Here is a 24,212-nt window from a genome sequence, read left to right as displayed (position 1 = left end):
GCGGAAGTCCCGGGACCACCTGTGGATGCACTTCGCCCGGCACGGTGCGAACCAGGCCGGTGCCGACGTGCCGATCATGGTCCGGGGCGAGGGCCACCACGTCTACGACAGCCACGGCAAGGGCTACATCGACGGACTCTCCGGCCTGTTCGTCGTCGCCGCCGGGCACGGACGGAAGCGCCTGGCCGAGATGGCCGCGAAGCAGGCGGAGACGCTGAGCTTCTTCCCGATCTGGTCCTACGCGCACCCGGCAGCCATCGAGCTCGCCGACCGGCTGGCCGAGCACGCCCCCGGCGACCTCAACAAGGTCTTCTACTCGACGGGCGGCGGCGAGGCGGTGGAGACCGCCTTCAAGCTCGCGAAGTACTACTGGAAACTCCAGGGCAAGCCGATGAAGCACAAGGTGATCTCGCGCGCGGTCGCCTACCACGGCACACCACAGGGCGCCCTGGCGATCACCGGCATCCCGGCGATGAAGGAGATGTTCGAGCCCCTGACACCCGGTGGCTTCCGGGTGCCGAACACGAACTACTACCGCGCCGAGGAGATGGGCTTCCCGGGTGGCACCGAGGAGCAGTTCGGCTTCTGGGCGGCCGAGCGCATCCGCGAGATGATCGAGTTCGAGGGCCCCGACACCGTCGCGGCGGTGTTCCTCGAGCCGGTGCAGAACTCCGGCGGCTGCTTCACCCCGCCGCCCGGCTACTTCCAGCGGGTGCGCGAGATCTGTGACGAGTACGACGTGCTGCTCGTCTCGGACGAGGTCATCTGTGCCTTCGGCCGGATCGGCACCATGTTCGCCTGCGACACCTACGACTTCGTGCCGGACATGATCACGTGCGCGAAGGCGATGACCTCGGGGTACTCCCCCATCGGGGCGACGATCATCAGCGACAAGCTCTTCGAGCCGTTCTCCAAGGGCGACACGACCTTCTACCACGGGTACACGTTCGGCGGGCACCCGGTGTCCGCCGCCGTAGCGATGGAGAACCTCGACATCTTCGAGGAAGAGGGCCTGCTCGCGAACGTGCGACAGAACGCCCCGCTGTTCAAGGCCGAACTCGACACCCTGAAGGACCTGCCGATCGTCGGGGACGTCCGCGGCGACGGCTACTTCTACGGCATCGAACTCGTCAAGGACAAGGCCACCAAGACGACCTTCGACGACGACGAGTCCGAGCGGCTGCTGCGCGGGTTCCTGTCGAAGGCGCTGTTCGACGCGGGGCTGTACTGCCGAGCCGACGACCGTGGCGACCCGGTCGTGCAGCTCGCACCGCCGCTGACCATCGGGCAGCCGGAGTTCCGCGAGATCACCTCGATCCTGCGGAGCGTCCTGTCCGAGGCCTCGTCGAAGATCTGACCGTGAGCGGCTACCGGGGCGTCTCGTTCTGGCTCGACCAGCTCGCGTCCACCGGACGCGACGACCTGGCGCCCCGGCCGCCGCTCGACGGCGACACGACCGCGGACGTCGCGATCGTCGGCGGTGGACTGACGGGTCTCTGGACCGCCTGGTACCTGCACCAGGCCGACCCGGGCCTCCAGATCGTCGTCCTGGAACGCGAGATCGCCGGGTTCGGCGCCTCCGGACGCAACGGCGGCTGGTGCTCGGCGCTGTTCCCGCGGTCCGCCGAGTCCGTCGCGCGTGAGCACGGCCGCGACGCGGCACTCGCGCTGCGCGCAGCGATGCGCGACACCGTCGACGAGGTCGGACGTGCAGCCTCCGAAGCCGGGGTCGACTGCGACTACGTGAAGGGCGGCACCGTCCTGTACGCGCGCTCCGCCGTGCAGGAGCGCGCGGCGCACGACGAGGTCGCCGCGTCGGCCGAGTGGGGCGACGACATGACGTGGCGTGCGGCCCGACCCGGCGACGCCGCCGGATCGGCGGGGGTCGCGTGGACCCCGGACTGCGCGCGGGTCCAGCCCGCCGCGCTGGTGCGTGGCCTGGCGGCCGCCCTGGAGGCCCGGGGCGTCCGGATCGCGGAGCACACGCCCGCCTCGTCCTGGGACCCCGGGCGTGTGGTCACGTCGCGTGGCACCGTGACGGCCGGCGCCGTGGTGATCGCGGTCGAGGGGTACGGCGCGCAGCTGGAGCAGACGAAGCGGCGGATCCTGCCGCTGTACTCGCTCATGATCGCGACGGCTCCGCTGCCCGCGGCGGTGTGGGACCGCATCGGGCTCGAGCACGGGCAGACGTTCTCCGACTACCGCCACCTGCTCGTGTACGGGCAGCGCACGGCGGACGACCGACTGGCGTTCGGCGGGCGCGGAGCCCGCTACCACTGGGGGTCGGCGATCACCCCCGGGTACGACCGGGTGCCCCGGGTCTTCGAGCACCTGCGGCGGTCCCTGGTCGAGCTGTTCCCCGCCGTCGCCGACGCACCGATCACCCACACGTGGGGCGGCCCGCTCGGGGTGCCGCGCGACTGGTGCGCGTCCGTGACCTGGGACGGGCACGTCGGCACCGCCGGCGGCTACGTCGGCGACGGACTGTCGACGACGAACCTGGCCGGGCGGACGCTCGCCGATCTCGTGCGCGGCGTCGCGTCGCCGCTCACCGCGCTGCCGTGGGTGAACCACCGGTCGCCGGACTGGGAGCCGGAGCCCCTGCGGTTCCTCGGGGCGAACGCCGGGCTCGTGGCGACCGACCTGGCCGACCGCGAAGAGGCCCTGACGGGGCGGCCGAGCCTCGCCGCCCGCCTGATGGCACCGCTGACCGGGGGCCACTGATGGACGCCGACGTGGTGGTCGTGGGGGCCGGCGTCTCCGGGCTCGCCGCGGCCCGGGCGCTCGCGCTCGACGGCCAGCGCGTGGTCGTGCTCGAGGCCCGCGACCGGATCGGCGGCCGCACCTGGACCGACGACGAGATCGGGGTGCCGGTCGACCTCGGCGCCTCGTGGATCCACGGCGTCGACGGCAACCCGCTCTGGGCCGTGGCGCCCCGGTTCGGCATCGAGACCGTCGAGTTCACCGTCGGGAGCTTCCAGTTCGACGGCCGGCCGATCGCGTGGCACGGCCCCTCCGGCGCGCCGCTGTCCGAGGCCTCGACCTCGGCGTTCGTCGCGGACCTGCACACCGTCGACGCCGCCCTGGACGCCGTCGTCGCACACGCACCGCCGCCCTCGACCTACGCGGCCGCCGTCGACACCGTGCTGCGGTCCCTGCGGTGGCAGGGCGACCGGGCCGCGCGGGTCCGCGAGTACATGGCGCACCGCTCCGAGGACCTCTGCGGCGCACCCGTGACCGTCCTCGACGCCCGTGGCCTCGAAGAAGAACACGTCCCCGGCGACGAGGTGGTGTTCCCCGGTGGCTACGCCCAGTACGCCGCAGCCCTGGCCGACGGACTCGACGTCCGGCTGTCCGCGGTGGTGCGGTCGGTGACGCAGTCCACGACGGGCGTCGTGGTCGGGCTGGCGGACGGTTCGACGGTCACGGCGGACGACGTCGTCGTGACCGTCCCGCTCGGAGTGCTGCAGGCCGGTGACGTGACCTTCGACCCACCACTGTCCGAGACGGTCACCGGTGCGATGGGCCGGCTCGGGATGGGGGTCTACGACAAGGTGTTCCTGCGGTTCCCGGAACGGTTCTGGGGTGATTCGTGGGTGGTCCGCCAGCAGGGACCTGCCGGTGTCGACTGGCACTCCTGGTACGACATGTCCCGCGTGACCGGAGCGCCCGTGCTGGCCGCCCTGGTCGGCGGGACCGGGGCCCGGCGCCTCGAGACCCTGCCCGACGCGATGATCGTGGACGAGGGCATCGGCGGCCTGCGGCGGATGTTCGGCCCCTCGGTCCCCGAACCCGAGGCGTTCCGGATCACCCGGTGGGCCGACGACCCGTTCGCCCGCGGCTCCTACTCGTACCTGCACGTCGGGGCGTCGCCGGACGACCACGACCGGCTCGGTGCGCCGTCCGGCCGGGTGCAGCTCGCCGGCGAGGCCACGTGGGGCGACGACCCGGCCACCGTGCACGGCGCGCTGCTGTCCGGACTGCGGGCGGCCGGGCGCTTGCTCGGCACCGAGGTCGAGCCGCTCTCGCTCGCGACGCCCGTCCCCCGCTGAACCTCAGTCGAACGCCGGGGTGTCGACCGAGCACGTCACGGGCTGCCCAGCGGCCGCGGTCTCGGTGGCGATCTCGCGCTTGCCGTCGAGCAGGATCCGGCACGTGGCCGTCGCACCCCGCGGCGGGGTCGCCCGGACCGAGGCGCGCTGTTCGGCGAGGACGATCGCCTCGTGCTCCCATGCCGAGCCGCTCGTCGTCGCGGTACTCGTCTCCTGCGCCCCGAGCCGGTGCACCTCCGGGGCATCGCCGCGCTTCTCGGCACCCTCGACGCGCACGTCGGTGAGCGCGGCCCCGCTCGGCTGGTCGACGCTGACCTCGTAGGTCACGGACCAGGCATCGCCCGTCTGCTGCTGGACGAAGCTGCAACCGGTCGCGAGCACCGCGACGGAGCCGGCGACCACAACGGCGGCGAGGAGACGGACGGTGGGACGGTTGCGTTCGGACATGCCACCAGCCTGCGCACCGAGCGCCCGCGGATCGTCCCCCGGGCGACGCGACCCCGTGCGACGACGGATCGATCCCGGGTCCTCCGAGCGGTTGACATCGGCTCCGTCTGCCCTGGCGGTCAGTACCGTCGACGCGGTTCGTCGTCGGAGGACATCCGAACCACCTTCCGTGTCAGCGCACGGGCCCGGAACGATGTTCGAGTGCCACACTCGGAGCCGTGACGACGACGCGGACCACACCCCGGCACGAGCACCGCGCGCCGGTGGCGATCGCCGTCCTGGTGAACCTCGGGCTCAGCCTGTTCCTGCCGAGCGAGGTGCTGTTCTTCCCGTCGTGGGTGGTCCCGGTGCTCGGCGTCCTGCTGCTGATCCCGCTCGTCGTCTTCAACCCGCGACGACTGACCCGCGAGACGACCTGGTCGCGGTGGGTGTCCTTCTCGTTGGCGATCCTGCTCACCGTCGCGAACCAGCTGACCGTGGTCCGGACGATCGAGGTGCTCCTCGGTGGCCACGCCGACGGCGGTGCCGTCCTGCTCACCGCCCTGCAGGTGTGGGTGAGCACGATCATCGCGTTCGGGCTCGTCTACTGGGAGCTCGACCGGGGCGGGCCGGTGGCCCGACGGCGTCCGGAGCTGTGGACGAGTGACGAGGCAGACTTCCAGTTCCCGCAGGAGACCGACCCGAAGACCGCTGCGTGGCGGCCGGTCTACCTCGACTACCTCTACGTCGCGATGACGAACATGGTCGCGTTCAGCCCGACCGACACCATGCCGATGACCGTCCGGGCGAAGATGATCATGGCCTACCAGGCACTCGGCGGGTTCATCCTGCTGGCACTCGTGATCTCTCGCGCGGTGAACATCATCAGCTGACCGCACTCCCGACGAGTGATTCCGACACGTCCCAGAGGCGAGCGGCGTCGTCATCGCGGAGCAACGGCGCCCAGGGCTTCCGACGGCCGGCCGGTCCGCCGAGCTGCCCGGGTCCGGTCGGACCGACGAAGCCTCCGTCGAGGTCCGTGTCGGTCGCCGCGAGCAGGGCCGGCTCCGCCGCCGAGGCCGGTGTCCCGACGAGGAGCCCGCGCGCCGACAGCCAGCGGATCATCCGGACGGCCACGGTGTCGCCCGAGCGTCCGATCTCCGGCCGTGCGGCGAGCAGGCTCGTGGGTGCGACGCCGGGGTGGCTGACCGCACTCGTGATCCCCCACCCACCGGTCCGGCTCCTCCGACCGAGCTCGAGGGCGAAGAGCGCGCACGCGAGCTTCGACTGCCCGTACGCCCGCGCGACGTCGTAGTCCTGCTCGGACTGCAGGTCGTCCCACCGGATCGAGGCCCGCTGCGCCGCCACGCTCGACTGCATCACGACCCGACCGTCGGCGACACGGAGCAGGGGGAGCAGGGCGCCGACGAGTGCGACGTGCCCCAGGTGGTTCGTGCCGAACTGCAGCTCGAAGCCGTCGCGGGTCGTCTGCCGCTCCGGCGGGTTCATCACGCCGGCGTTCCCCACGAAGACGTCGATCGGCGTGCCCCCGGCCCGCAACCGCTCCCCGAGCGTCGACACGGACTCCAGCGAGGAGAGGTCCAGGTCCTCGAGCAGCACGGAGGCATCCGGGTGCTGCGCGGTGATCCGGGCAACGGCAGCAGCGCCCTTGTCGCGGTTGCGCACCGGCACGACCACCTCGGCCCCGGCGCCGGCGAAGCGCGCGGCGATCTCGAGCCCGATGCCGTCGCTCGCTCCGGTCACCAGGATGCGGCGTCCGCCGAGGTCCGGGAGGGTGAGTCGTTCGTTCCGTGCCATGGTTCGCCTCTTCCGTCGTGGTGAGCACCCGATCCGGCACCCGAGACGATCGTCGCCGCGTCGTGCGCACGCAACCACGGCCTGACGATCCGTGGCTACGGTCGACGCCCCGGGAGAGGATGGGCGCATGATCGACCGAGCGTCCCTCGCGGACTTCCTCCGCAGCCGTCGGACGGCCCTGCAGCCGGAGGACGTCGGGCTGCCCCGGGGCCAGCGCCGTCGCACGAGCGGGCTGCGGCGTGAGGAGGCGGCGCTGCTGAGCAACATGTCCGTCGACTACTACGCGCGGCTGGAACGGGAGCGCGGACCGCAACCATCCGACCAGATGCTCGCATCGATCGCGCAGGGCCTGCGTCTCACGATCGCGGAGCGCGACCACCTCTTCCGCCTCGCCGGACACGAGCCCCCGACCGCGGCGTCCGGTGGCGACCACGTCAGTCCCGGCATGATGCGCATCTTCGACCGGCTCGCGGACAGTCCTGCCGAGATCGTCACCGAGCTGGGCGAGACGCTGCAGCAGACGTCCCTCGCAGCCGAACTCACCGGCGACGCCAGCGGCCGACGGGGCGACGACCGGAGCATCGGATACCGGTGGTTCGCCGACCCGGCGTCCCGGGGCGTCCACCCGGTCGAAGACCACCCCTTCCTGTCCCGGATGTACGCCTCGGGCCTCCGCACCGTCATCGCCCGCCGCGGACCCGACTCCCGGGCCGCACACCTGGCCGAACGGCTGCTCGCGACGAGCGAGGAGTTCCGCGAGGTCTGGGCACGCCACGAGGTCGGCATCCGTCCGCGTGACGTGAAGACCTACCGCCACCCCGAGGTCGGGCTGCTCACCCTGCAGTGCCAGGTGCTGCAGGACCCCGACAGCTCGCAGAACCTGCTCGTGTACACCGCCGAGCCCGGCAGCGAGACCGCCGAGCGACTCCGGCTGCTCGCCGTGGTCGGCTCGGCGGTCGGTCGCGCCTGACCTCGGAGCTCGTCAGGCGCCGTGTGCCTCCTCGGCCACCGGCTGCCACTCACGCCAGGTGGCCAACCGCGACTCGTAGTCACGCTCCGCGATGCCGAGCGGCGCCTTGCCGAAGAACACCCGCAGCGGCGGCTCGTCCGCGTCGATGACCTTCAGGATCGCCGACCGGGTCGCCTCGGGCTTGCCCGGGTCGGCGGCGGACGGGCGCTTGGACGCGGCCTCGCGCACGTCGGCGTAGGCGGCGATCTCCTCGCTGTGCTTCGAGGACGGACCGGACCAGTCCGTCGAGAACCCGCCGGGCTCGACGAGGGTGACGTGGATGCCGAAGCCCGCGACCTCCTGGGACAGCGACTGCGAGATCCCCTCGAGCGCCCACTTCGACGCGTGGTACGCCCCGACCGTCGGGAACGCGCTGATCCCGCCGATGCTCGACACCTGGATGACGTGCCCGGACCCCTGCTCGCGCATGATCGGCAGCGCCGCCTGGGTGACTTAGAGCGCACCGAACAGGTTCGTCTCGAGCTGCGCGCGCACCTCGTCCTCGGTGAGCTCCTCGACCATGCCGAAGTGGCCGTAGCCGGCGTTGTTGACGACGACGTCGAGGGAGCCGAAGTGCTCGGCGGCACGCTGGACCGCGGCGATGTCGGCTGCGCGGTCGGTCACGTCGAGCTGCAGCGCGAGGAACGTGTCCGGGTACTGGTCGACGAGGTCGTGCACGTCGTCGGGGTTGCGCGCGGTCCCGGCGACGGAGTCCCCGCGCTCGAGTGCCGCTTCCGCCCACTCGCGGCCGAAGCCCTTCGACGCTCCGGTGATGAACCAGGTCTTGCTCATGCTGTCTCCTCCTGAGATCTGACGCGATCAGGCAACGCTCCCCGCTTCCGGGGCACCTGGAGGTCCGGGTGACGGACGCGGCAAGCGGACACCGGCGCACCGAGGCTCAGGGCCGCGGCGCCGCGAACTCCAGGTTGACGTCGTCGGGGTCCTGCGCGGACAGGATCACCAGCCCGAACGGCGGCAGGTCGGTGACGTCGCCGTGTTCGATGCCGGCCGTGTCCAGCCGCTCGACGGCGGCGTGCAGGTCGTCGACGGACCCGACGCGGAACGACACGTGGTCGAGACCGACTCGGTCGGGATCGAACCGGTCCTCGGCGGGGGCGACCGGTCGCAGGCCGAGCGTCTGCCCGCCGAACGTGAACGAGCACCCGCCGTAGGTCCGCCACGGGTCGTCGTGGATCGTCGGGTCGTCGATCTGGTCGCTGAAGTCACTGCCGGGCGGCATGCCGAACAGCTGCTCGTAGAAGGCCTTGCTGCGGTGGATGTCGGTGACCGTGAGGCGCACGTGCGCGAAGCCGAGCGGCGTGACGATGGGTTCGCTCATCACCCCACCCAACTCGTGAACGATCATTGCCATCGCAAGGTTGATTCCCACAACGCCGCCGGACTCCTAGCGTTGCGAGATGCATGCTGATGACGAGCCCCGGATCTGCCACCGGACGAACAGAAAACCCCCCGCTGAGCGGGGGGTTTTCGAGGTAAGCACGTCAGTCCAAGCCTGACGCTCGTGAACACAACGCTATGACCTCAGCGCAGCTCAGTCAACCGGACGCCCTCGAGCGCCTCGTCAGCCCCGCGCGGCTCGCAACCTACATCGACGCCGCGGACGGCGACCGGCGCCGTGCCGTCGATATGTACCTTTGGGCCGCGCAGTTGGCCGGCGCACTGCACGGACAGATCGCCTTCGTCGAGATAGCTGTGCGGAACGCGATCAACATCGAACTGTCCGCCAGGAGCGTCAAGAGTGGAGGCGTTCCGGAGTGGTCCTCGGCCGGCGTCACTGTCGACCCTCTGTACTCGCTGCTCCGGCGGCAGCTCGTGGACGCTCGCAACCGAGCCGCTCAGGAGATGGCGGAACGACCATCGAGCCACCCGAGATGCGGTACGCCACCCAGCCACGACGACGTCGTGGCGCAACTGATGTTCGGATCGTGGGTGAAGCTCGTCCGCCCGGTCTCCCGATCGGAGTCACCGGTGCGCCAGCAACAACTCTGGCGGTCGGCGATCAGCACAGCCTTCCCCGGAACGGACGCCGACGACGCCAGCCGGGAACGAATCGGCAGCCAACTCGAGATGCTGCGTCGGCTGAGAAACCGCGTCGCGCACCACGACAACCTCCTCCAGGTCGATGTCCGACATCGCTTCAACGGCATGCTCTCGCTGCTCGCCAAACTCGATCCCACCTTCCCGGCGCTTGCAGCGGCAAGGAGCTCGCTCCGGCAGCTGACCAAGGACGACCCGCGACGGGACTGGTGAAAGTGGACCTTGCGCTCGTTGACCATGCGATCAACAATGGCGGGATGGACGTCGTCATCGCTCCCCCACACCCGTCTCCGCTGCACCAGGACACCGGCAGACCACGCCGCACGACCCGCGTCGCCCTCGTGCAGACGCACTGGCTCGAGGACCCCGCTGCCCACCGCGCACAGCTCGCCGACGGCATCGCCACCGCTGCCGCCACCGGCGCGACCGCCGTGTTCCTCCCCGAGCTCACCCTGCGCCGCTACCCCGGCGACACCCCGGCGACCGGCACCCCGAAGGACCTCGCCGAATCGCTCGAGGACGGCCCGACGGTGACCTTCGCCCGCGCACAGGCGATCGAGCACGAGGTGTTCGTCCACGCCTCCTTGTACGAGCGCCCTGCCGACGACGACCAGCCCGACGACCCCCGTGGATACAACACCGCCGTCCTCGTCGCCCCCGACGGCACCCTGGTCGGCCGGACCCGCAAGACCCACATCCCGATCAGCGCCGGCTACCACGAGGACACCTACTTCCGCCCGGGGACGGACGACGATGCCTTCCCGGTGTACGAGCCCGCCGGACTCGGCGTACGCCTCGGCCTGCCGACCTGCTGGGACGAGTGGTTCCCCGAGGTCGCGCGGTCGTACGGTCTCGCCGGCAGCGAGGTCCTGGTGTACCCGACGGCGATCGGCTCCGAGCCGACGTTCCCGGACTTCGACACCGCCCCGATCTGGCGGCAGGTCATCGTCGCGAACGGCATCACCGCGGGCCAGTTCATGGTCGTGCCGAACCGGTGGGGCGACGAGGGCGACATCACCTTCTACGGGTCGTCGTTCATCTCGGACCCGTTCGGCCGCGTGCTCGCCGAGGCACCGCGTGACGCCGACGCGGTGCTCGTGGCGGACCTCGACCTCGAGGCGCGGACGGAGTGGCTCCGACTGTTCCCCTTCTACGTGACCCGTCGCCCGGACCTCTACGCGGGGCTCGTCACCCCGGTCGACGAGGACCGCCACGCGTTCGGCGCACGCGACGCGATCGACGCGGCCATCGGGGTGGCGGCGACCGACGCCGGACCGGAGGTGTCCGCATGACGTGGGTGATGCCTCCCGAGACGGCTCCGCAGGAACGCACCTGGATGGCGTTCCCGCGACCCGGCCTGACGCTCGGTGACGACGCGGCGAGCGCCGAAGCCGCGCGAGTGGCGTGGGCGGCCACCGCCAACACGATCAGCGAGCACCAGCCCGTCACGATCGTCGTGGACCCGGTGGCGCGCAGCGACGCCCGCCGGCTGCTGTCGGAGCAGGTCGACGTGCTCGAAGCGCCCCTGGACGACTTCTGGATGCGCGACATCGGGCCGACGTTCGTCGTCGACGACGTGACCGGCGAGCTCGGCGCAGTCGACTGGGTCTTCAACGGCTGGGGCGCGAACCCGTGGTCGACGTGGACCCGCGACGCCGAGGTCGCTGCCACGGTCGCAGCCGCCGCCGGTGCCGAGCGGATCCCGTCGCTGCTCGTGAACGAGGGCGGGGCGATCCACGTCGACGGCTCGGGCACCGTCCTGGTGACGGAGACCGTGCAGCTCGATCCGCGACGGAACCCGTACGCCGACCGCGAGCGCGTCGAACTCGAGCTGGCCCGGACGATCGGCGCGACGGACGTGGTCTGGCTGCCCCGCGGCCTGACACGTGACTACGACGGGTTCGGCACCCGGGGCCACGTCGACATGGTCGCGACGTTCGCGGGCGCCCCGAGTGACACCAGCGGCACCAGGGCCACCAGCGGCACCAGGGCCACCAGCGCCACCAGCGCCACCAGCACCACCAGCGCCACCACGACGTCCCGCACCCTCCTGCTGCACGCGCAGCCCGACGCCGGCCACCCGGACCACCTGGTGATGCCGCAGATCCGTCGGGCACTCGAGCAGACCACGGACGCGACGATCGTCGAACTACCGGCCCCGTCGACCCGGACCGACGACGACGGCCCGGTCGACTGGAACTACGTCAACCACGTGGTGGTGAACGGCGCCGTGATCGCCTGCGCGTTCGGCGACCCCGTTGCCGACGACCGCGCCCGCGGCATCCTCGCCGACGTGTACCCGGGCCGTCAGGTGCGTTCGATCGACGCCCGCGAGGTCTTCGCGCGCGGCGGCGGGCTGCACTGCATCACGCAGCAACAGCCGGCGGTCTGAGCCATCGCCGCGGTGTACAGCAACTCCCCGATGCCTGTACACCGCGGCCGGTCCGCACGGCGCCGGAGCGTCGGTATGGTGCTCCGAACCGGCCCGGGCGACGCTGCCCGGCCCCGAAGAGCAGGGAAGTCACATGGCATCACCGACCGCGGTCCCCGCACCGACGGCCTCGGCAGCACCTGCGCGCGGCGGCTCCCTGAAGCGGAGCCTCGGGCTCTGGGCGATCGTCGGCCTGGGCCTCGGCTACATGACCCCGACGGTGGTGTTCGACACCTTCGGCATCGTCTCCGGGCAGACCGACGGCGCCGTGCCGAGCGCGTACCTGATCGCGCTGGTCATCATGGCGCTGACGGCGATCAGCTACGGCAAGATGGTCCGCGTCTACCCGGCCGCCGGCTCCGCGTACACGTACGTGCGGGAGTCGATGCACCCGAACCTCGGCTTCATGGTCGGGTGGGCGTCCCTGCTCGACTACCTGCTGCTGCCGATGGTGAACGCCCTCATCATCCGGCTCTACCTGGAGCAGGTGTTCCCGGCGCTGCCCCCGTGGGTGACGGTCGTCGTCTACACGGTGTTCGTGACGACGGTGATCTGCCTGTCGATGCGTGGCACGTCGAACCTCAACATGGTGCTGCTCGTCGGCGCGATCCTGGCGATGATCGCGTTCGTGGTCTTCACCGTGATCGAGCTCACGCACGGCGCGGGTGCCGGCACGATCGTCAGCGCCGAACCGTTCGTGCACGACGGTGTGACGATGTCGGCGCTGCTCACCGGCGCGACGGTGGTCTGCTTCTCGTTCATCGGCTTCGACGCGGTGACGATGTACACCGAAGAGGCCAAGTCGATCCGGATCATGCCGAAGGCGATCATGCTGACGGTGCTGCTCGGCGGCGCGATCTTCCTGGTGTCCGCGTACTTCGCGCAGCTGCGGTTCCCGACGAACGCCCCGTTCGGCGAGTTCACGGACGACCCGCTGCCGCAGATCGGCCTGCTCGTGGGCGGTCCGGTGTTCCAGGCGGTGCTCGTCTCGGCCGGGTTCGTCGCCGCGCTGGCGTCCGGGCTCGCGTCGCACGCGAGCGTCGCCCGGATGCTCATGGTGATGGGTCGGAACAACGTCCTGCCGAAGCGCGTCTTCGGTTACGTGCACCCGCGCACGCACACCCCGGTCTTCAACGTCGTCTTCGTCGGCGCGGTCACCCTGCTCGCGATGAGCTTCTCGCTCGACACGGTCGCCGCTTACATCAACTTCGGCGCCCTCGTCGCGTTCACGTTCGTCAACGCCACGGTGATCGTGCACTTCGCCGTGCGGCAGGGCCGTCGTCACACGGCGGGCGACCGCTGGAAGTACATCGTGCTGCCGGGCCTCGCGATGGTCCTGACCGGCGTGCTCTGGTCGCAGCTCCACGCCGACGCACTGATCGCAGGAGGAGTGTGGGCGGCGATCGGCTTCGCCTACCTGCTCGTCATCACGAAGGGCTTCCGGGTCGCACCGAAGGGCTTCGACGAGAACCAGCCCGTCACGGGTGTGAACAAGCAGCTGACCGACCAAGCCTGACCGCACCACGAGAGGACGCCATGTACGCCGTCACCGACCCCACCACGGGCACGACCCTCGAGACGTTCCCGACCATCAGCGACGACGAGCTCCGGGCGGCGATCGCTGTCGCGGACCGCGCCCACCGCGAGCGCACCAGCACCGTCGCCGACCGCGCCGCCCTGCTCCACCGCGTCGCCGACCTGTACCGCGAGCGGCACGCCGAGCTCGCCGCCACGATCGTGCGCGAGATGGCGAAGCCGATCGACCAGGCCGAGGGCGAGGTGGAATTCTGCGCCGACATCTACGACTACTACGCCGACCACGCCGAGGAGTTCCTCGCCGACCAGCCGATCACCCTGGCGGACGGTTCCGAGGGCAGCGCCTTCATCCGGAAGTCCTCGATCGGCGTGCTGCTCGGCATCATGCCGTGGAACTTCCCGGCGTACCAGATCGCCCGGTTCGCCGGTCCGAACCTGCTCATCGGCAACACGGTGCTGCTCAAGCACGCGCCCCAGTGCCCCGAGTCGGCGCTGGCGATCGAGCGCGTCTTCCACGACGCCGGGTTCCCCGAGGGCGCCTACACGAACGTCTTCGCGACGAACGACCAGGCCGCCGACGTCATCGCCGACCCACGCGTGCAGGGCGTCTCGCTGACCGGTTCCGCCCGCGCCGGTGCCGCCGTCGCCGAGATCGCGGGCCGGAACCTCACGAAGGTCGTGCTCGAACTCGGTGGATCGGACCCCTTCATCGTGCTGTCCACCGACGACCTCGACGCCGTCGTCGAGTCGGCCGTCACCACCCGCCTCGAGGGCAACGGACAGGTCTGCAACGCCCCGAAGCGCTTCCTGGTGGTGGACGACCTGTACGACGACTTCCTGGCGAAGTTCACCGCCGCGATGTCTGCGGTCGCGCCGACGGATCCGAGCACGCCCGGTGCCGAGCTCGGCCCGCTGTCCTCGCCGGCCGCCGCCGACCGGCTGCAGGAGCAGCTCGCCGCGGCCGTCGAGCAGGGTGCCACCGTCGTCACGGGTGGCGACCGCCAGGGCAACGCCTTCGTGCCGACGATCCTGACCGACGTCACGCCGGACAACGACGCCTACCGCGAGGAGTTCTTCGGCCCCGTCGCCGCCGTGTACCGGGTCGACGACGAGGACGCCGCCGTGGCACTCGCCAACGACACCCCGTACGGGCTCGGCTCGTACCTGTTCACCACGGACGCCGACCAGGCACTCCGCGTCGCGGACCGGCTCGAGGCCGGCATGGTCTACGTCAACATCGTCGGCGCGGACAGCCCGGAACTGCCGTTCGGCGGCGTCAAGGCGAGCGGGTTCGGCCGCGAGCTCGGCCCCCTGGGGGCCGACGAGTTCGTCAACAAGAAGCTGATCCGCATCGGCTGACGGACGCTCTCGACTCGGCTCCACGACGGACGGGAGGCCCGTGGCGGTCTCGCCACGGGCCTCCCGTCTGCTCGTCGGTCGCCGCTACTGCTGGGGGTCGGCGGGCTCGCCGCCGGAGTCCGTGTCGCTGTCCTGCGCGGGGTCCTTCGTCGCGTCGCCCGTGGGCGACCCGTCCGGCAGGTCCTCGGTGTACTGCTCCTGGTCCTTCGTGGGGTCGCTGGACCCGTTCGCCGTCGTGTCGCTCATGGACCGGACGCTACGCGCGGCCGTCGCTGCGCCCGTTCAGACGGACGAGCCGGCAGCGCCCGCGCCGGCGCTGACCGGGGTCACGGCGAGGATCTCGTCGGCGACCTCGCGCCCGATCCGCACCGCGCCGTCGACGTGCTGGTACCCCTGCCCGGCCAGGTCGCTCGACGCGAACCGGATCGGACCGACGGCAGCACGCTGGTCGGCGCCGTAACGGACGAGACCGCCCAGGTCGAAGCTCGCCGCGTAGGCGCCACGGGTCCACTCCTCGGTGCCCCAGTCGCTCTCGTAGTACACGACCGGGCGCAGGGCCTCGTCGCCGTAGTAGTGCGCGAGCGAGCCGAGCACCCGGGCCTTCCGTTCCTCGGCCGACAGCGTGAACAGGTCGTCGGCGTGCTGGTCGGAGACGAACCCGACCAACGTGCCCTGCTCCGACCCGTGCTCGGTGTTGTCGTACGCCTCGTGCACGACCTCGTAGGGGCTGAACGCGGTGCCGGAGAGCCCGGCGCCGCGCCAGAACGGCCGGTCGTAGACGGCGTGCACCTTGATGACGAAGCCCATCGACAGGTGCTGGTGCAGCTGGTGCTGGCGACGGGGCAGCGGCGGCTCGTACGAGATCCGCGAGTACAGGGGCGGCGGCACGGCGACGAGCGCCTGCCGGGCGTGCACCTCGAGGCCGCCGTCGGCGAGCGCGACGACGCCCTCGTCGGTCCAGCGCAGGGTGCGCACCGGCGCGTTCAGGTGCACGGCGTCACCGAGGCGCTCGGCGAGCCGCTCGGACACCTGCTGCATCCCGCCGACGACCCGCTTGTCCAGGATGAAGTCGGCGTCGACCAGGTTCGCGAAGCTGCCGGCGGAGGCGGCCATCAGCAGTGCCTGCAGTGCCGAGAACGCGTGCGCGGGCTTCGTGAGCATGGCACCCGCGATGAACAGCTCGACGTTGTCGGTGGCGACGCGGTCCGGGCTGAGCGTGTGCAGCCAGGCCCGGAACGAGGTCTCGTCCAGTGCCGCGGCGTCCGGGGACTCCCAGGGTCGTGCGGGATCGACCGCCGCGACGTACTCGTCGACGACCGTCACGAGTCGCTCGATCTCGTTCGCCGTCGCCTCGGGCAGCGGGAAGATGTCGCCGGTGTACTCGGTGCGGGTGCCCGCGGCGTCGACGTAGACACTGGAGCCCTCGCGGTACCGGTCGTAGGTGTCGAGTCCGAGTTCGTCGAGGGTCTCGAGCAGCGCGGTCTGGTCGGGCGAGACCCACTGGCCGCCGATCTCGAGCGTGACGCCGTCGATGTCGTTGGTCCAGGTTCTCCCGCCCACGCGGTCGCGTGCCTCGAGCACCGTGACGGTGAGCCCCGCCGCGCGCAGGCGGTTCGCGGCGGTCAGGCCGGTCACACCGGCTCCGATGACGACGACGTCGCTCTCGATCATCGTGCTGCTCCTTCGGTGGTGGTGCTCCGGAACGGGTCCGGGGTCAGCGTGTACATGGTCTCGAGGTACTCGGCGATGCCCTCGCCGCCGCCCTCGCGACCGAGGCCGGACTGCTTCACCCCGCCGAACGGGGCCGACGCGTTCGAGACGACACCGGTGTTGAGTCCGAGCATGCCGGTCTCGAGGCGCTCCATGAGGCGCTGGCCGCGAGCCGGGTCCTCGGTGAACGCGTAGCCGACCAGACCGTACTCGGTGTCGTTGGCGGCGGCCACGGCCTCGTCCTCGGTGCGGAAGGTCCGGATCGCCAGGACGGGACCGAAGATCTCGTCGCGGAGCAGGTCGCTGCCGGGCTGCACGTCGGTCAGGACCGTGGGCGCGTAGAAGGTGCCGGGGCCGTCGACCGGGTGACCGCCGGTGCGGAGCGTCGCCCCGCGGTCGAGCGCGTCGGTGACCAGGCGGTGCGCCTTGTCGACGGCGCGGTCGTCGATGAGCGGTCCGATGGCGACACCGTCCTCGGTGCCGCGTCCGACCCGCATGGCCTCGACGCGTGCGGTGACCCGGCGGGCGAACTCGTCGACGACGTCCTCGTGCACCAGGAACCGGTTCGCGGCGGTGCAGGCCTGCCCGGTGTTGCGGAACTTCGCGGCGAGCGCGCCCTCCACGGCCAGGTCGAGGTCGGCGTCGGCGAACACCAGGAACGGGGCGTTGCCGCCGAGCTCCATGCTCGTCCGGAGCACGTTCTGCGCCGCCTGGGCGAGCAGCGTGCGTCCGACCGGCGTCGAGCCCGTGAAGGACAGCTTCCGGAGCCTGGGGTCGGCGATCACCGGCCCGGAGACGTCGGCGGCGCGGGTGGTCGGCACCACGTTGACCACGCCGGCGGGCAGTCCGACCTCGCGCAGCAGGTCGACGAAGAGCAGGGTCGTGAGCGGCGTCAGTTCGGCCGGCTTCACGACGACCGTGCAGCCGGCGGCGAGCGCCGGTGCGATCTTCCGCGTCGCCATCGCCAGTGGGAAGTTCCACGGCGTGATCAGGAACGCGGGACCGACGGGCTTGTGCGAGACGGTGGCGCGGCCGGTGCCCTCCGGGTTGACCCCGTACGAGCCGCCGATCCGGACGGCCTCCTCCGAGAACCAGCGCAGGAACTCACCGCCGTAGGCGACCTCGCCGCGGGCCTCGGCGAGCGGCTTGCCCATCTCGAGCGTCATGAGCAGCGCGAAGTCCTCCCGTCGTTCCTGGAGCAGGTCGAACGCGCGCCGCAACAACTCGGCGCGCTGTCGCGGCGGCGTGGTCGCCCAGCCGGTCTTGGCTGCTTCCGCGGCGTCGAGGGCTCGGACACCGTCTTCGGGGGTTGCGTCGGCGATGTCGAGCAGCGTCTCGCCGGTGGCGGGGTCGACGACGGCGAAGGTCCGGCCGTCGGCCGCCGGCTGCCAGATGCCGTCGACCAGGAGGCCCGTGGGGACGCGCGCGAGCAGCTCGCGTTCGGCGTCGGTGCGGTCGGCCGCGGGGGCGGTGGTGGTGACGGTGGTCATGCTGTTGCGAGTCCTTCCAGGACGACGTCGAGTCCCTCGTGGAGCAGGGCGTCGTCGATCGACAGTGGGGGCAGGAACCGGACGACGTTGCCGTACGTGCCGGCGGTCAGCGCGATGACACCGTGCTCGAACGCGTGCCGCACCACCTTCCCGGTCAGTGCGGCGTCCGGTTCGCCGGTCGCGGGGTCCACGAGTTCCATCGCGACCATCGCGCCGCGTCCGCGGACGTCACCGATCCGTGGGTCGGTCGTCTGCGCCGTCCGGAGCCGTCCGAGCAGCACGTCCCCGATCTCGCGGGCGCGGTCGATCAGCCCGTCGTGCTCGAACGCGTCGATCGCGGCGAGCGCGGCGGCGCACGCGATCGGGTTGCCGCCGTAGGTGCCGCCGAGCCCGCCGACGTGGGCGGAGTCCATGATCTCGGCACGACCGGTCACGGCGGACAGGGGCAGACCGCCGGCCATGCCCTTCGCGGTCGTGACGACGTCCGGCACGATGCCCTCGTGCTCGCTGGCGAACATCGCCCCGGTGCGCGCGAAGCCGGTCTGCACCTCGTCGGCGATGAGGACGACGCCGTTGGTCGTCGTCCACTCCGACAGGGCGGCGAGGAAGCCCGGTGCGGGGACGACGAACCCGCCCTCACCCTGGATCGGCTCGATGAGCAGCGCAGCGGTGTTCGCCGCGCCGACCTGCTTCTCGATCTGGCTGATCGCGCGCTTCGCCGCCTCGGGACCGGAGAGTCCGTCGTGGAAGGGGTAGGACATCGGCACCCGGTACACCTCGGGCGCGAACGGTCCGAAGCCGTCCTTGTACGGCTGGTTCTTCGCGGTGAGCGCCATCGTCAGGTTCGTCCGACCGTGGTACGCGTGGTCGAACACCACGACGGCCTGTCGACCGGTGTGCTTGCGCGCGATCTTCACGGCGTTCTCGACGGCTTCGGCGCCGGAGTTGAACAGGGCGGTCCGCTTCTCGTGGTCACCGGGGGTGAGGCGGTTGAGCGCCTCGGCGACGGCGACGTAGCCGTCGTAGGCGGCGATCGTGAAGCACGTGTGGGTGAAGGCAGCGACCTGCTCGGTGACCGCGGCGACGACACCGGGGTGCGCGTTGCCGACGCTCGTCACGGCGATGCCCGAGCCCAGGTCGACGAACGAGTTGTCGTCGGCGTCCACCACGACCCCACCACCGGCAGCGACGACGGCGATCGGCACGGCGACGCCGACCCCGGCCGCGACAGCACCGGCCTTCCGCGCCATGAGCTCGCGTGACCGCGGGCCGGGGACGGCCGTGACGAGCCGTCGCTCCTGGGGCAGCGAGGGGCCGCCGGTGGGCGCACTGATCGAGGGTGCTGCGGTGGAGGACATGCGGCGATCGTAGGAGCCTGCGGCGGCCCGGACGGCTGTCCATCGTGTACACCGGCACCCGCTTCGATCGCCCCGGTGGATAAGGTGCTCGCATGCCCGCGACGCTGCGTTCCCTGTTGCACCGAGCCGACCTCCGCCTCCGCCTGCTCACCGATGCCGACTCGGGCGCACTCGACGCCCCGCTGTCGTGGCTGCACAGTTCCGACCTCGAGGACCCGACGCGGTTCCTGGCCGACGGGCAGGGACTGCTGACGACCGGCACCCAGTTCGGCACCGAGGCCGAGGTCCCGGAGGACGTCGCAGGCCCCTACGTCCGGCGGCTCGTCGAGCGTGGCGTCGTCGCGCTCGGCTTCGGCACCGAGGTCGTCCGCGCCGGCACCCCGGACGCCCTCGTCGCCGCCTGCGAGCAGGACGGACTCCCCTTGTTCGAGGTGCCCTACGAGACCTCGTTCATCGCGGTGGCGCAGGCGAACGCCGAAGCCGTCGCCCGTGACGCGAACGCCCGGAACGCCTGGGCCCTCGCCGCGCAGCGGGCGATCTCGCTCGCGGCGATGCGCCCGGACGGACTCGGCGCCACGATCGCCGAGCTCTCCGGGCAGCTCGACGGCTGGGTCGGACTCTTCGACGTGTCGGGGCGCCTGGACCGTGGGCACCCGGCCGACGGCGTGCCCGACCAGGACCTCGAGCTGCTCCGGACCGAGGCACTGCGCCTGTTGCGTGCGGGACAGCGGGCGAGCCTGCCGGTGACGACCGAGCACCACACCGGGTTCACGCTGCAGACCCTCGGCAGCGGCGGCCACCTGAGCGGCGTGCTCGCGATCGCCAACGGAGGAGCACTCGACCGCGCCGGACGCGAGGTCGTGACCTCCGTGATCGCCCTCGCCGGCCTCGCACTGCAGCAGAACCGCGAGCTGGCCAGGGCACGCGGGCTCCTGCGCACCGGGCTCCTCACCATGCTGTCGGTCGGCGATCCGGAGGTGGTCCAGTCGACGTCGCGCGAGGTGTGGGGGCCGCTGCCGGCCGAACCGGTCCGGATCGCGGCCGTCGACGTCGCGGACCAGGACCTCGACACCGTCGTCGACCTGCTCGAACTGTGGGTGCAGGACCGGCCCGGACAGCTCTTCTTCGCCGTCGACGACGCGCTCTTCCTGTGCGTGAGCGCCGACGACACCGCGATCGTCGAGGAGCTCGTCGGGCGCTTCGACCTGCGCGCCGGTCTGTCGGACGGTGCCGCCTACCGCTCGTTCGGCCGCGCCCGCACCGAGGCCGTGCAGGCCCTCGACCGCCGCCGCGAAGGACGCCCGGGCACCACCGAGTTCGGCGACCTCGCCCGGGAGGGCGTCCTCGCACACCTGGCCCACGTCGACGTGGACGCGGGAGCCGTCGCCCGCGCGTTCCTCGCTCCCCTGCTCGAACACGACCGGTCAGCGGGCACCGAGCTCACCCGCACCGTCCGCGCCTGGCTCGAGCAGAACTGCGAGTACGACCGGGCCGCCCAGGTGCTCGGCATCCACCGCCACACCGCACGCTCCCGGGTCGAGCACGCCGGCCGACTCCTGGACCGCGACCTCTCCGTCTTCGCGACCCGGGCCGACCTGTGGGCGGCCTTCGTCGTCGAGGGCGCGTGACGCGCGGATACGGTGGGACGATGCCGTCGACACCGGCCCGCCGGCGCCTCAGCCCGGCCGAACGCGAGGCCCAGATCACGGCCGCCGCGGTCGACCTGGCGCGCGCCGAGGGCCTCGCGGCGGTCACCCTGCGCGGGGTCGCCGCGGTGATCGGGGTCGCGCCCTCGCTCGTCGCCCACTACCGCCCGAGCATGGAGGACCTGGTCGGCGAGACCTTCCGCACCGTCGCGGACGCCGAGGTCGCCGAGGTCCGCGCGATCGTCACCGACGCCCCCGACCCCGTCTCCGGCCTCCGCACCCTGCTCGGCTGCATCGCCGACCCCGCACGCGACGACGTCGCCACCCTCTGGGCCGACGCGTGGAGCATCGGCCGCACGAACGCTGCACTGGCGACCGCGGCACGGGACGTCATGGACGACTGGCAGCTCCTCGCGACCACGGTCGTCGCCGACGGGGTGCACGCCGGCGCGATGCGCACCGACGATCCTGACGGCGTCGGACGCCTGCTCTTCGCACTCGTCGACGCCACCAACGGGTACGCGCTCGTCGACTACCTCGACCGCCCGACCCGCGAGGGCCTGGTCCGCACGACGATCGCGCGCGCCGTCGGCCTGGACGCGTCAGCCCTGGCCGGGTGACACCCGCCGCAGTGCCACCCACTGCAGCAGCATGATCGTCTTGCCGTCGGCGATCCGGCCGTCCTCGACCATCGCCAGCGCCTCGTCGAGCGGCAGCTCGAGCACCTCGATGTCCTCGCCCTCGTCCTCGACCCCACCGCCGGCCTCGACCCGGTCCGCCGGCGTGTAGGCACCGACGTAGAAGTGGACGCGCTCGGTCACTGAACCGGGGCTCATGAAGACGTCGGCCACGTGCGACAGTTCGCGCAGCCGGATGCCGAGCTCCTCGGCGGCCTCGCGTCGGACGGCGGTCTCGGGGTCGTCCTCGTCGAGCAGCCCCGCCGCTGCCTCGATCAGCATGCCGTCGGGGTGGCCGTTCACGTACGCCGGCCACCGGAACTGCCGGGTGAGCAGGACCGTACGGCGCTCGGCGTCGTACGGCAGCACCGTGGCGCCGTTCCCGCGGTCGTAGGTCTCACGCTGCTGCCGGTCCCACCGGCCGTCCCGGCGCCGGACGTCGAGCGTCGTGCGACGGAGCACGTGCCAACCGTTCGACACGACCTCGACGTCCCGCACGACGACGTCGGGGTTGCGGTCGAGGTCACGGCCGACGGCGTCGAGTCCGGTCCGCCCCCGGGCATCGGGGACGTCGACACCGGGGCGGGGGGCTGCTGCACGATCATCGGTCACCCGGTCACGCTAGCGGCGCGGCCGTCCGCACGACCTGCACGCCCGGTACCGTGCAGCCATGACCAGCACCCTGTTCACCCGCCGCCCGGACCGACCGCAGGTGGTCACCGTGTCGTTCGTGCTCTGGCTCGTCTGGGTCGCCGTCTGCCTGGTGGCGACCGTCCTGCAGTTCGTCGCGGGGACGGCGACGACCGGCTTCGGCACGGTCCTGACGGTGCTCGTCGCGGTCGTCGTCTGGGGGCTCGTCGGCTGGGCCGTCGTCCGCATGGCCGGCGGGTCGCGGGTGGCACGCATCGTGCTGGTCGTCGTCGCCGCGGCCCGCGCTGCCCTCAGCCTCACGAGCGGCGAACTCGGGCTCCTGACGATCGCGCTGTCGGTCGTCGCCGCGGTCCTCTTCTTCCTGCCCAGCGCGCGCCCGTTCTTCGCACCGAGCGGTGCGGGAAGAACCGGCCACGGGTTCTCCGGAACCGGCGTGTCGGCGCCGAGCCGTGCCTCCAGGCCGGATCCCGACCACGCGACGGACGCCGACCGGACCTGATCCGCACCCCGCCGACCGATCCGGACGGCACGCCCCCGAGAACGAGGAAAGGCCCCGGATTCCTCCGGGGCCTTCCTCGCTTTGCCTGGTGCGCGAGGGGGGACTTGAACCCCCACGCCGTTTCCAGCACACGGACCTGAACCGTGCGCGTCTACCAATTCCGCCACTCGCGCCAGCCCCAAAACACTACCACGCACAGACTGCCCCCTGCGCCAACCACTACCATGCAGTGGTTGGCGACCGACGACTCTGGAGACACATGGGCCTGCTGGACAACTTCGAGCGAGGGCTGGAGCGCGCCGTGAACGGCGCGTTCGCGAAGACCTTCCGCTCCGGTGTGCAGCCGGTCGAGATCTCGAGTGCCCTGCGCCGCGAGCTCGACACGAAGGCCGCCGTGGTGTCCCGCGAGCGGATCCTGGTGCCGAACGAGTTCACCGTGCGCCTGGCACCACCGGACTTCACGCGCATGAACGACGTCGGTCGTCCACTGATCGACGAACTCACGCAGATGGCCCACCAGCACGCCGTCGCACAGAACTACTCGTTCTCCGGACCGGTCACCATCCGGCTGCAACAGGACGGCACGCTCTCCACGGGCATCCTGCAGATCGACTCCACCACGGTGCAGCGCGACGTCGCCTGGATCGCCGTGCTCGACATCGGTTCGCAGCGCCACCGCCTGCAGCGCGGACGCACCGTGATCGGCCGCGGCAGCGACGCGGACATCACGATCGCGGACACCGGGACGAGCCGGAAGCACGTCGAGGTCCTGTGGGACGGGAAGCACGCCCAGGCCACCGATCTGGGCTCGACGAACGGCTCGAAGCTGAACGGTCAGCACTTCCAACAGGCGATCGTGGAGCCGGACTCCACCATCGAGATCGGTCGTACCCGTATGGTGTTCCGGGTGATCCCGGAGAACGACGGAGGTGCTCGATGACCACAGGCCTGACCCTGCTCGTCCTGCGCTTCGCGTTCCTCGCGGTGCTCTGGCTGTTCGTCTTCGTGATCGTCTTCGCCCTGCGCAGTGATCTGTTCGGCCAGCGCGTGCGCACGATCCCCACGGATTCCAAGTCGGCACCCTCCGGCCCGACGACCCCGACGATCCCCGCAGCGGCGGCGCCGGCGGCGGCCTCCGGCGGCGCGTTCACCGACCTGATCGGGCAACCGACCGCCGCGACCCAGTCCGCCTCGCCGGCCGCGGTGCGCCTCGTGATCACCGAGGGCGCGCGCGAGGGCATGGAGATGCCCCTCGGCGGCGGACCGATCACGATCGGTCGCTCCAGCGAGTCCAACGTCGTGATCCGCGACGACTACACCTCGACCAACCACGCCCGGCTCGACCTGCGCGCCGACGGCTGGCTCCTCACCGACCTCGAGTCCACGAACGGCACCTTCGTCAACGGTCAGAAGGTGAGCGCCCCCCTGATCGTCGCGGAGCGCACGCCGATCACGATCGGGACGACGACGTTCGAGCTGCGGCGGTAACCCG

23 protein-coding genes, 1 tRNA gene and 1 pseudogene are annotated in these 24,212 nt (G+C 71.5%); 15 read left to right on the top strand and 10 right to left on the bottom strand.

Going from position 1 to position 24,212, the window contains the following annotated elements; all coding sequences use genetic code 11:
• Positions 1 to 25 precede the first annotated feature (25 nt).
• The 3 genes from ACGH48_RS00225 to ACGH48_RS00215 are packed head-to-tail and all read left to right on the top strand — an operon-like array spanning position 26 to position 4,052.
• On the top strand, positions 26 to 1,357 hold the full coding sequence (locus ACGH48_RS00225; protein ID WP_260232996.1) for an aspartate aminotransferase family protein: 1,332 nt from the start codon (positions 26 to 28) through the stop codon (positions 1,355 to 1,357).
• A 2-nt stretch (positions 1,358 to 1,359) separates the two neighbouring features.
• Entirely contained in the window at positions 1,360 to 2,724 is a 1,365-nt protein-coding gene (locus tag ACGH48_RS00220; RefSeq protein WP_340196627.1) for an FAD-dependent oxidoreductase, read from the top strand.
• Complete coding sequence (locus ACGH48_RS00215) at positions 2,724 to 4,052, top strand: flavin monoamine oxidase family protein (protein ID WP_396289740.1); 1,329 nt, start codon at positions 2,724 to 2,726, stop codon at positions 4,050 to 4,052. The genes ACGH48_RS00220 and ACGH48_RS00215 overlap by 1 nt, the downstream gene beginning before the upstream one ends.
• 3 nt (positions 4,053 to 4,055) lie before the next feature.
• Here ACGH48_RS00215 and ACGH48_RS00210 read toward each other — a convergent pair whose 3' ends face one another.
• The gene (locus tag ACGH48_RS00210) at positions 4,056 to 4,499 is read right to left on the bottom strand and encodes a hypothetical protein (RefSeq protein WP_396289739.1); all 444 of its coding nucleotides are present in this window, start codon (positions 4,497 to 4,499) and stop codon (positions 4,056 to 4,058) included.
• Positions 4,500 to 4,717: 218 nt separating this feature from the next.
• Between ACGH48_RS00210 and ACGH48_RS00205 the strand changes: the two genes are divergently transcribed.
• Positions 4,718 to 5,371 (top strand): hypothetical protein, encoded by a 654-nt coding sequence (locus ACGH48_RS00205; RefSeq protein WP_340196624.1) that lies wholly within the window; start codon positions 4,718 to 4,720, stop codon positions 5,369 to 5,371.
• Here the strand turns inward: ACGH48_RS00205 and ACGH48_RS00200 are convergent.
• The gene (locus ACGH48_RS00200) at positions 5,364 to 6,296 is read right to left on the bottom strand and encodes an SDR family oxidoreductase (RefSeq protein WP_396289738.1); all 933 of its coding nucleotides are present in this window, start codon (positions 6,294 to 6,296) and stop codon (positions 5,364 to 5,366) included. The genes ACGH48_RS00205 and ACGH48_RS00200 overlap by 8 nt on opposite strands.
• A gap of 127 nt (positions 6,297 to 6,423) precedes the next feature.
• On the opposite strand from ACGH48_RS00200, the gene ACGH48_RS00195 reads away from it, so the two are divergent.
• Entirely contained in the window at positions 6,424 to 7,266 is an 843-nt protein-coding gene (locus ACGH48_RS00195; protein ID WP_396289736.1) for a helix-turn-helix transcriptional regulator, read from the top strand.
• A gap of 12 nt (positions 7,267 to 7,278) precedes the next feature.
• On the opposite strand, the pseudogene ACGH48_RS00190 reads toward ACGH48_RS00195, so the two are convergent.
• Positions 7,279 to 8,097: pseudogene (locus ACGH48_RS00190) on the bottom strand (SDR family oxidoreductase).
• A gap of 106 nt (positions 8,098 to 8,203) precedes the next feature.
• Positions 8,204 to 8,644 carry a VOC family protein gene (locus ACGH48_RS00185; protein WP_396289735.1) on the bottom strand — a complete coding sequence of 147 codons (441 nt, stop codon included), beginning with the start codon at positions 8,642 to 8,644 and terminating at the stop codon, positions 8,204 to 8,206.
• 197 nt (positions 8,645 to 8,841) lie between these two features.
• Between ACGH48_RS00185 and ACGH48_RS00180 the strand changes: the two genes are divergently transcribed.
• The 5 genes from ACGH48_RS00180 (at position 8,842) to ACGH48_RS00160 (ending at position 14,689) form a co-directional block, all read left to right on the top strand.
• Positions 8,842 to 9,576, top strand: a complete 735-nt coding sequence (locus ACGH48_RS00180) for a hypothetical protein (protein WP_396289734.1) — start codon at positions 8,842 to 8,844, stop codon at positions 9,574 to 9,576.
• Positions 9,577 to 9,620: 44 nt separating this feature from the next.
• Complete coding sequence (locus tag ACGH48_RS00175) at positions 9,621 to 10,655, top strand: nitrilase-related carbon-nitrogen hydrolase (protein WP_396289733.1); 1,035 nt, start codon at positions 9,621 to 9,623, stop codon at positions 10,653 to 10,655.
• The gene (locus ACGH48_RS00170; protein ID WP_396289732.1) at positions 10,652 to 11,755 is read left to right on the top strand and encodes an agmatine/peptidylarginine deiminase; all 1,104 of its coding nucleotides are present in this window, start codon (positions 10,652 to 10,654) and stop codon (positions 11,753 to 11,755) included. The genes ACGH48_RS00175 and ACGH48_RS00170 overlap by 4 nt, the downstream gene beginning before the upstream one ends.
• Before the next feature lie 133 nt (positions 11,756 to 11,888).
• Positions 11,889 to 13,310, top strand: coding sequence for an APC family permease (locus tag ACGH48_RS00165; RefSeq protein WP_340196616.1), 1,422 nt, complete (start codon positions 11,889 to 11,891; stop codon positions 13,308 to 13,310).
• Between the two features lie 20 nt (positions 13,311 to 13,330).
• Positions 13,331 to 14,689 carry an NAD-dependent succinate-semialdehyde dehydrogenase gene (locus ACGH48_RS00160; RefSeq protein ID WP_396289731.1) on the top strand — a complete coding sequence of 453 codons (1,359 nt, stop codon included), beginning with the start codon at positions 13,331 to 13,333 and terminating at the stop codon, positions 14,687 to 14,689.
• Between the two features lie 84 nt (positions 14,690 to 14,773).
• On the opposite strand, the gene ACGH48_RS00155 is transcribed toward ACGH48_RS00160, so the two are convergent.
• The 4 genes from ACGH48_RS00155 to gabT are packed head-to-tail and all read right to left on the bottom strand — an operon-like array spanning position 14,774 to position 19,247.
• Positions 14,774 to 14,935 (bottom strand): hypothetical protein, encoded by a 162-nt coding sequence (locus tag ACGH48_RS00155; protein ID WP_185021274.1) that lies wholly within the window; start codon positions 14,933 to 14,935, stop codon positions 14,774 to 14,776.
• A 36-nt stretch (positions 14,936 to 14,971) separates the two neighbouring features.
• Positions 14,972 to 16,360 carry a flavin monoamine oxidase family protein gene (locus tag ACGH48_RS00150; RefSeq protein WP_396289730.1) on the bottom strand — a complete coding sequence of 463 codons (1,389 nt, stop codon included), beginning with the start codon at positions 16,358 to 16,360 and terminating at the stop codon, positions 14,972 to 14,974.
• Positions 16,357 to 17,889, bottom strand: a complete 1,533-nt coding sequence (locus ACGH48_RS00145; protein ID WP_396289729.1) for an NAD-dependent succinate-semialdehyde dehydrogenase — start codon at positions 17,887 to 17,889, stop codon at positions 16,357 to 16,359. Before ACGH48_RS00145 ends, ACGH48_RS00150 begins: the two co-directional genes overlap by 4 nt.
• A complete protein-coding gene (gene gabT / locus ACGH48_RS00140) occupies positions 17,886 to 19,247 on the bottom strand; it encodes a 4-aminobutyrate--2-oxoglutarate transaminase (protein WP_123311250.1) in 1,362 nt (453 codons plus the stop codon). The genes ACGH48_RS00145 and gabT overlap by 4 nt, the downstream gene beginning before the upstream one ends.
• A 92-nt stretch (positions 19,248 to 19,339) precedes the next feature.
• Between gabT and ACGH48_RS00135 the strand changes: the two genes are divergently transcribed.
• Complete coding sequence (locus tag ACGH48_RS00135; protein WP_222658983.1) at positions 19,340 to 20,875, top strand: PucR family transcriptional regulator; 1,536 nt, start codon at positions 19,340 to 19,342, stop codon at positions 20,873 to 20,875.
• 20 nt (positions 20,876 to 20,895) lie between these two features.
• The gene (locus ACGH48_RS00130; RefSeq protein WP_123311254.1) at positions 20,896 to 21,513 is read left to right on the top strand and encodes a TetR/AcrR family transcriptional regulator; all 618 of its coding nucleotides are present in this window, start codon (positions 20,896 to 20,898) and stop codon (positions 21,511 to 21,513) included.
• On the opposite strand, the gene ACGH48_RS00125 is transcribed toward ACGH48_RS00130, so the two are convergent.
• Positions 21,496 to 22,182 (bottom strand): NUDIX domain-containing protein, encoded by a 687-nt coding sequence (locus ACGH48_RS00125; protein WP_396289728.1) that lies wholly within the window; start codon positions 22,180 to 22,182, stop codon positions 21,496 to 21,498. The two genes, ACGH48_RS00130 and ACGH48_RS00125, sit on opposite strands and share 18 nt — an antisense overlap.
• A 58-nt stretch (positions 22,183 to 22,240) precedes the next feature.
• Between ACGH48_RS00125 and ACGH48_RS00120 the strand changes: the two genes are divergently transcribed.
• Positions 22,241 to 22,720 carry a hypothetical protein gene (locus tag ACGH48_RS00120; protein WP_123311258.1) on the top strand — a complete coding sequence of 160 codons (480 nt, stop codon included), beginning with the start codon at positions 22,241 to 22,243 and terminating at the stop codon, positions 22,718 to 22,720.
• Between the two features lie 86 nt (positions 22,721 to 22,806).
• On the opposite strand, the gene ACGH48_RS00115 is transcribed toward ACGH48_RS00120, so the two are convergent.
• Positions 22,807 to 22,893: transfer RNA gene (locus ACGH48_RS00115), tRNA-Leu, on the bottom strand.
• A gap of 86 nt (positions 22,894 to 22,979) precedes the next feature.
• On the opposite strand from ACGH48_RS00115, the gene ACGH48_RS00110 reads away from it, so the two are divergent.
• A complete protein-coding gene (locus ACGH48_RS00110; RefSeq protein WP_123292929.1) occupies positions 22,980 to 23,660 on the top strand; it encodes a DUF3662 and FHA domain-containing protein in 681 nt (226 codons plus the stop codon).
• Entirely contained in the window at positions 23,657 to 24,208 is a 552-nt protein-coding gene (locus ACGH48_RS00105) for an FHA domain-containing protein (protein WP_123311260.1), read from the top strand. Before ACGH48_RS00110 ends, ACGH48_RS00105 begins: the two co-directional genes overlap by 4 nt.
• Positions 24,209 to 24,212 lie beyond the last annotated feature (4 nt).

This window comes from Curtobacterium pomorum (assembly GCF_044497295.1).
Classification (GTDB): Bacteria; Actinomycetota; Actinomycetes; order Actinomycetales; family Microbacteriaceae; genus Curtobacterium.
This window is presented reverse-complemented; position numbering and strand designations above follow the sequence as displayed.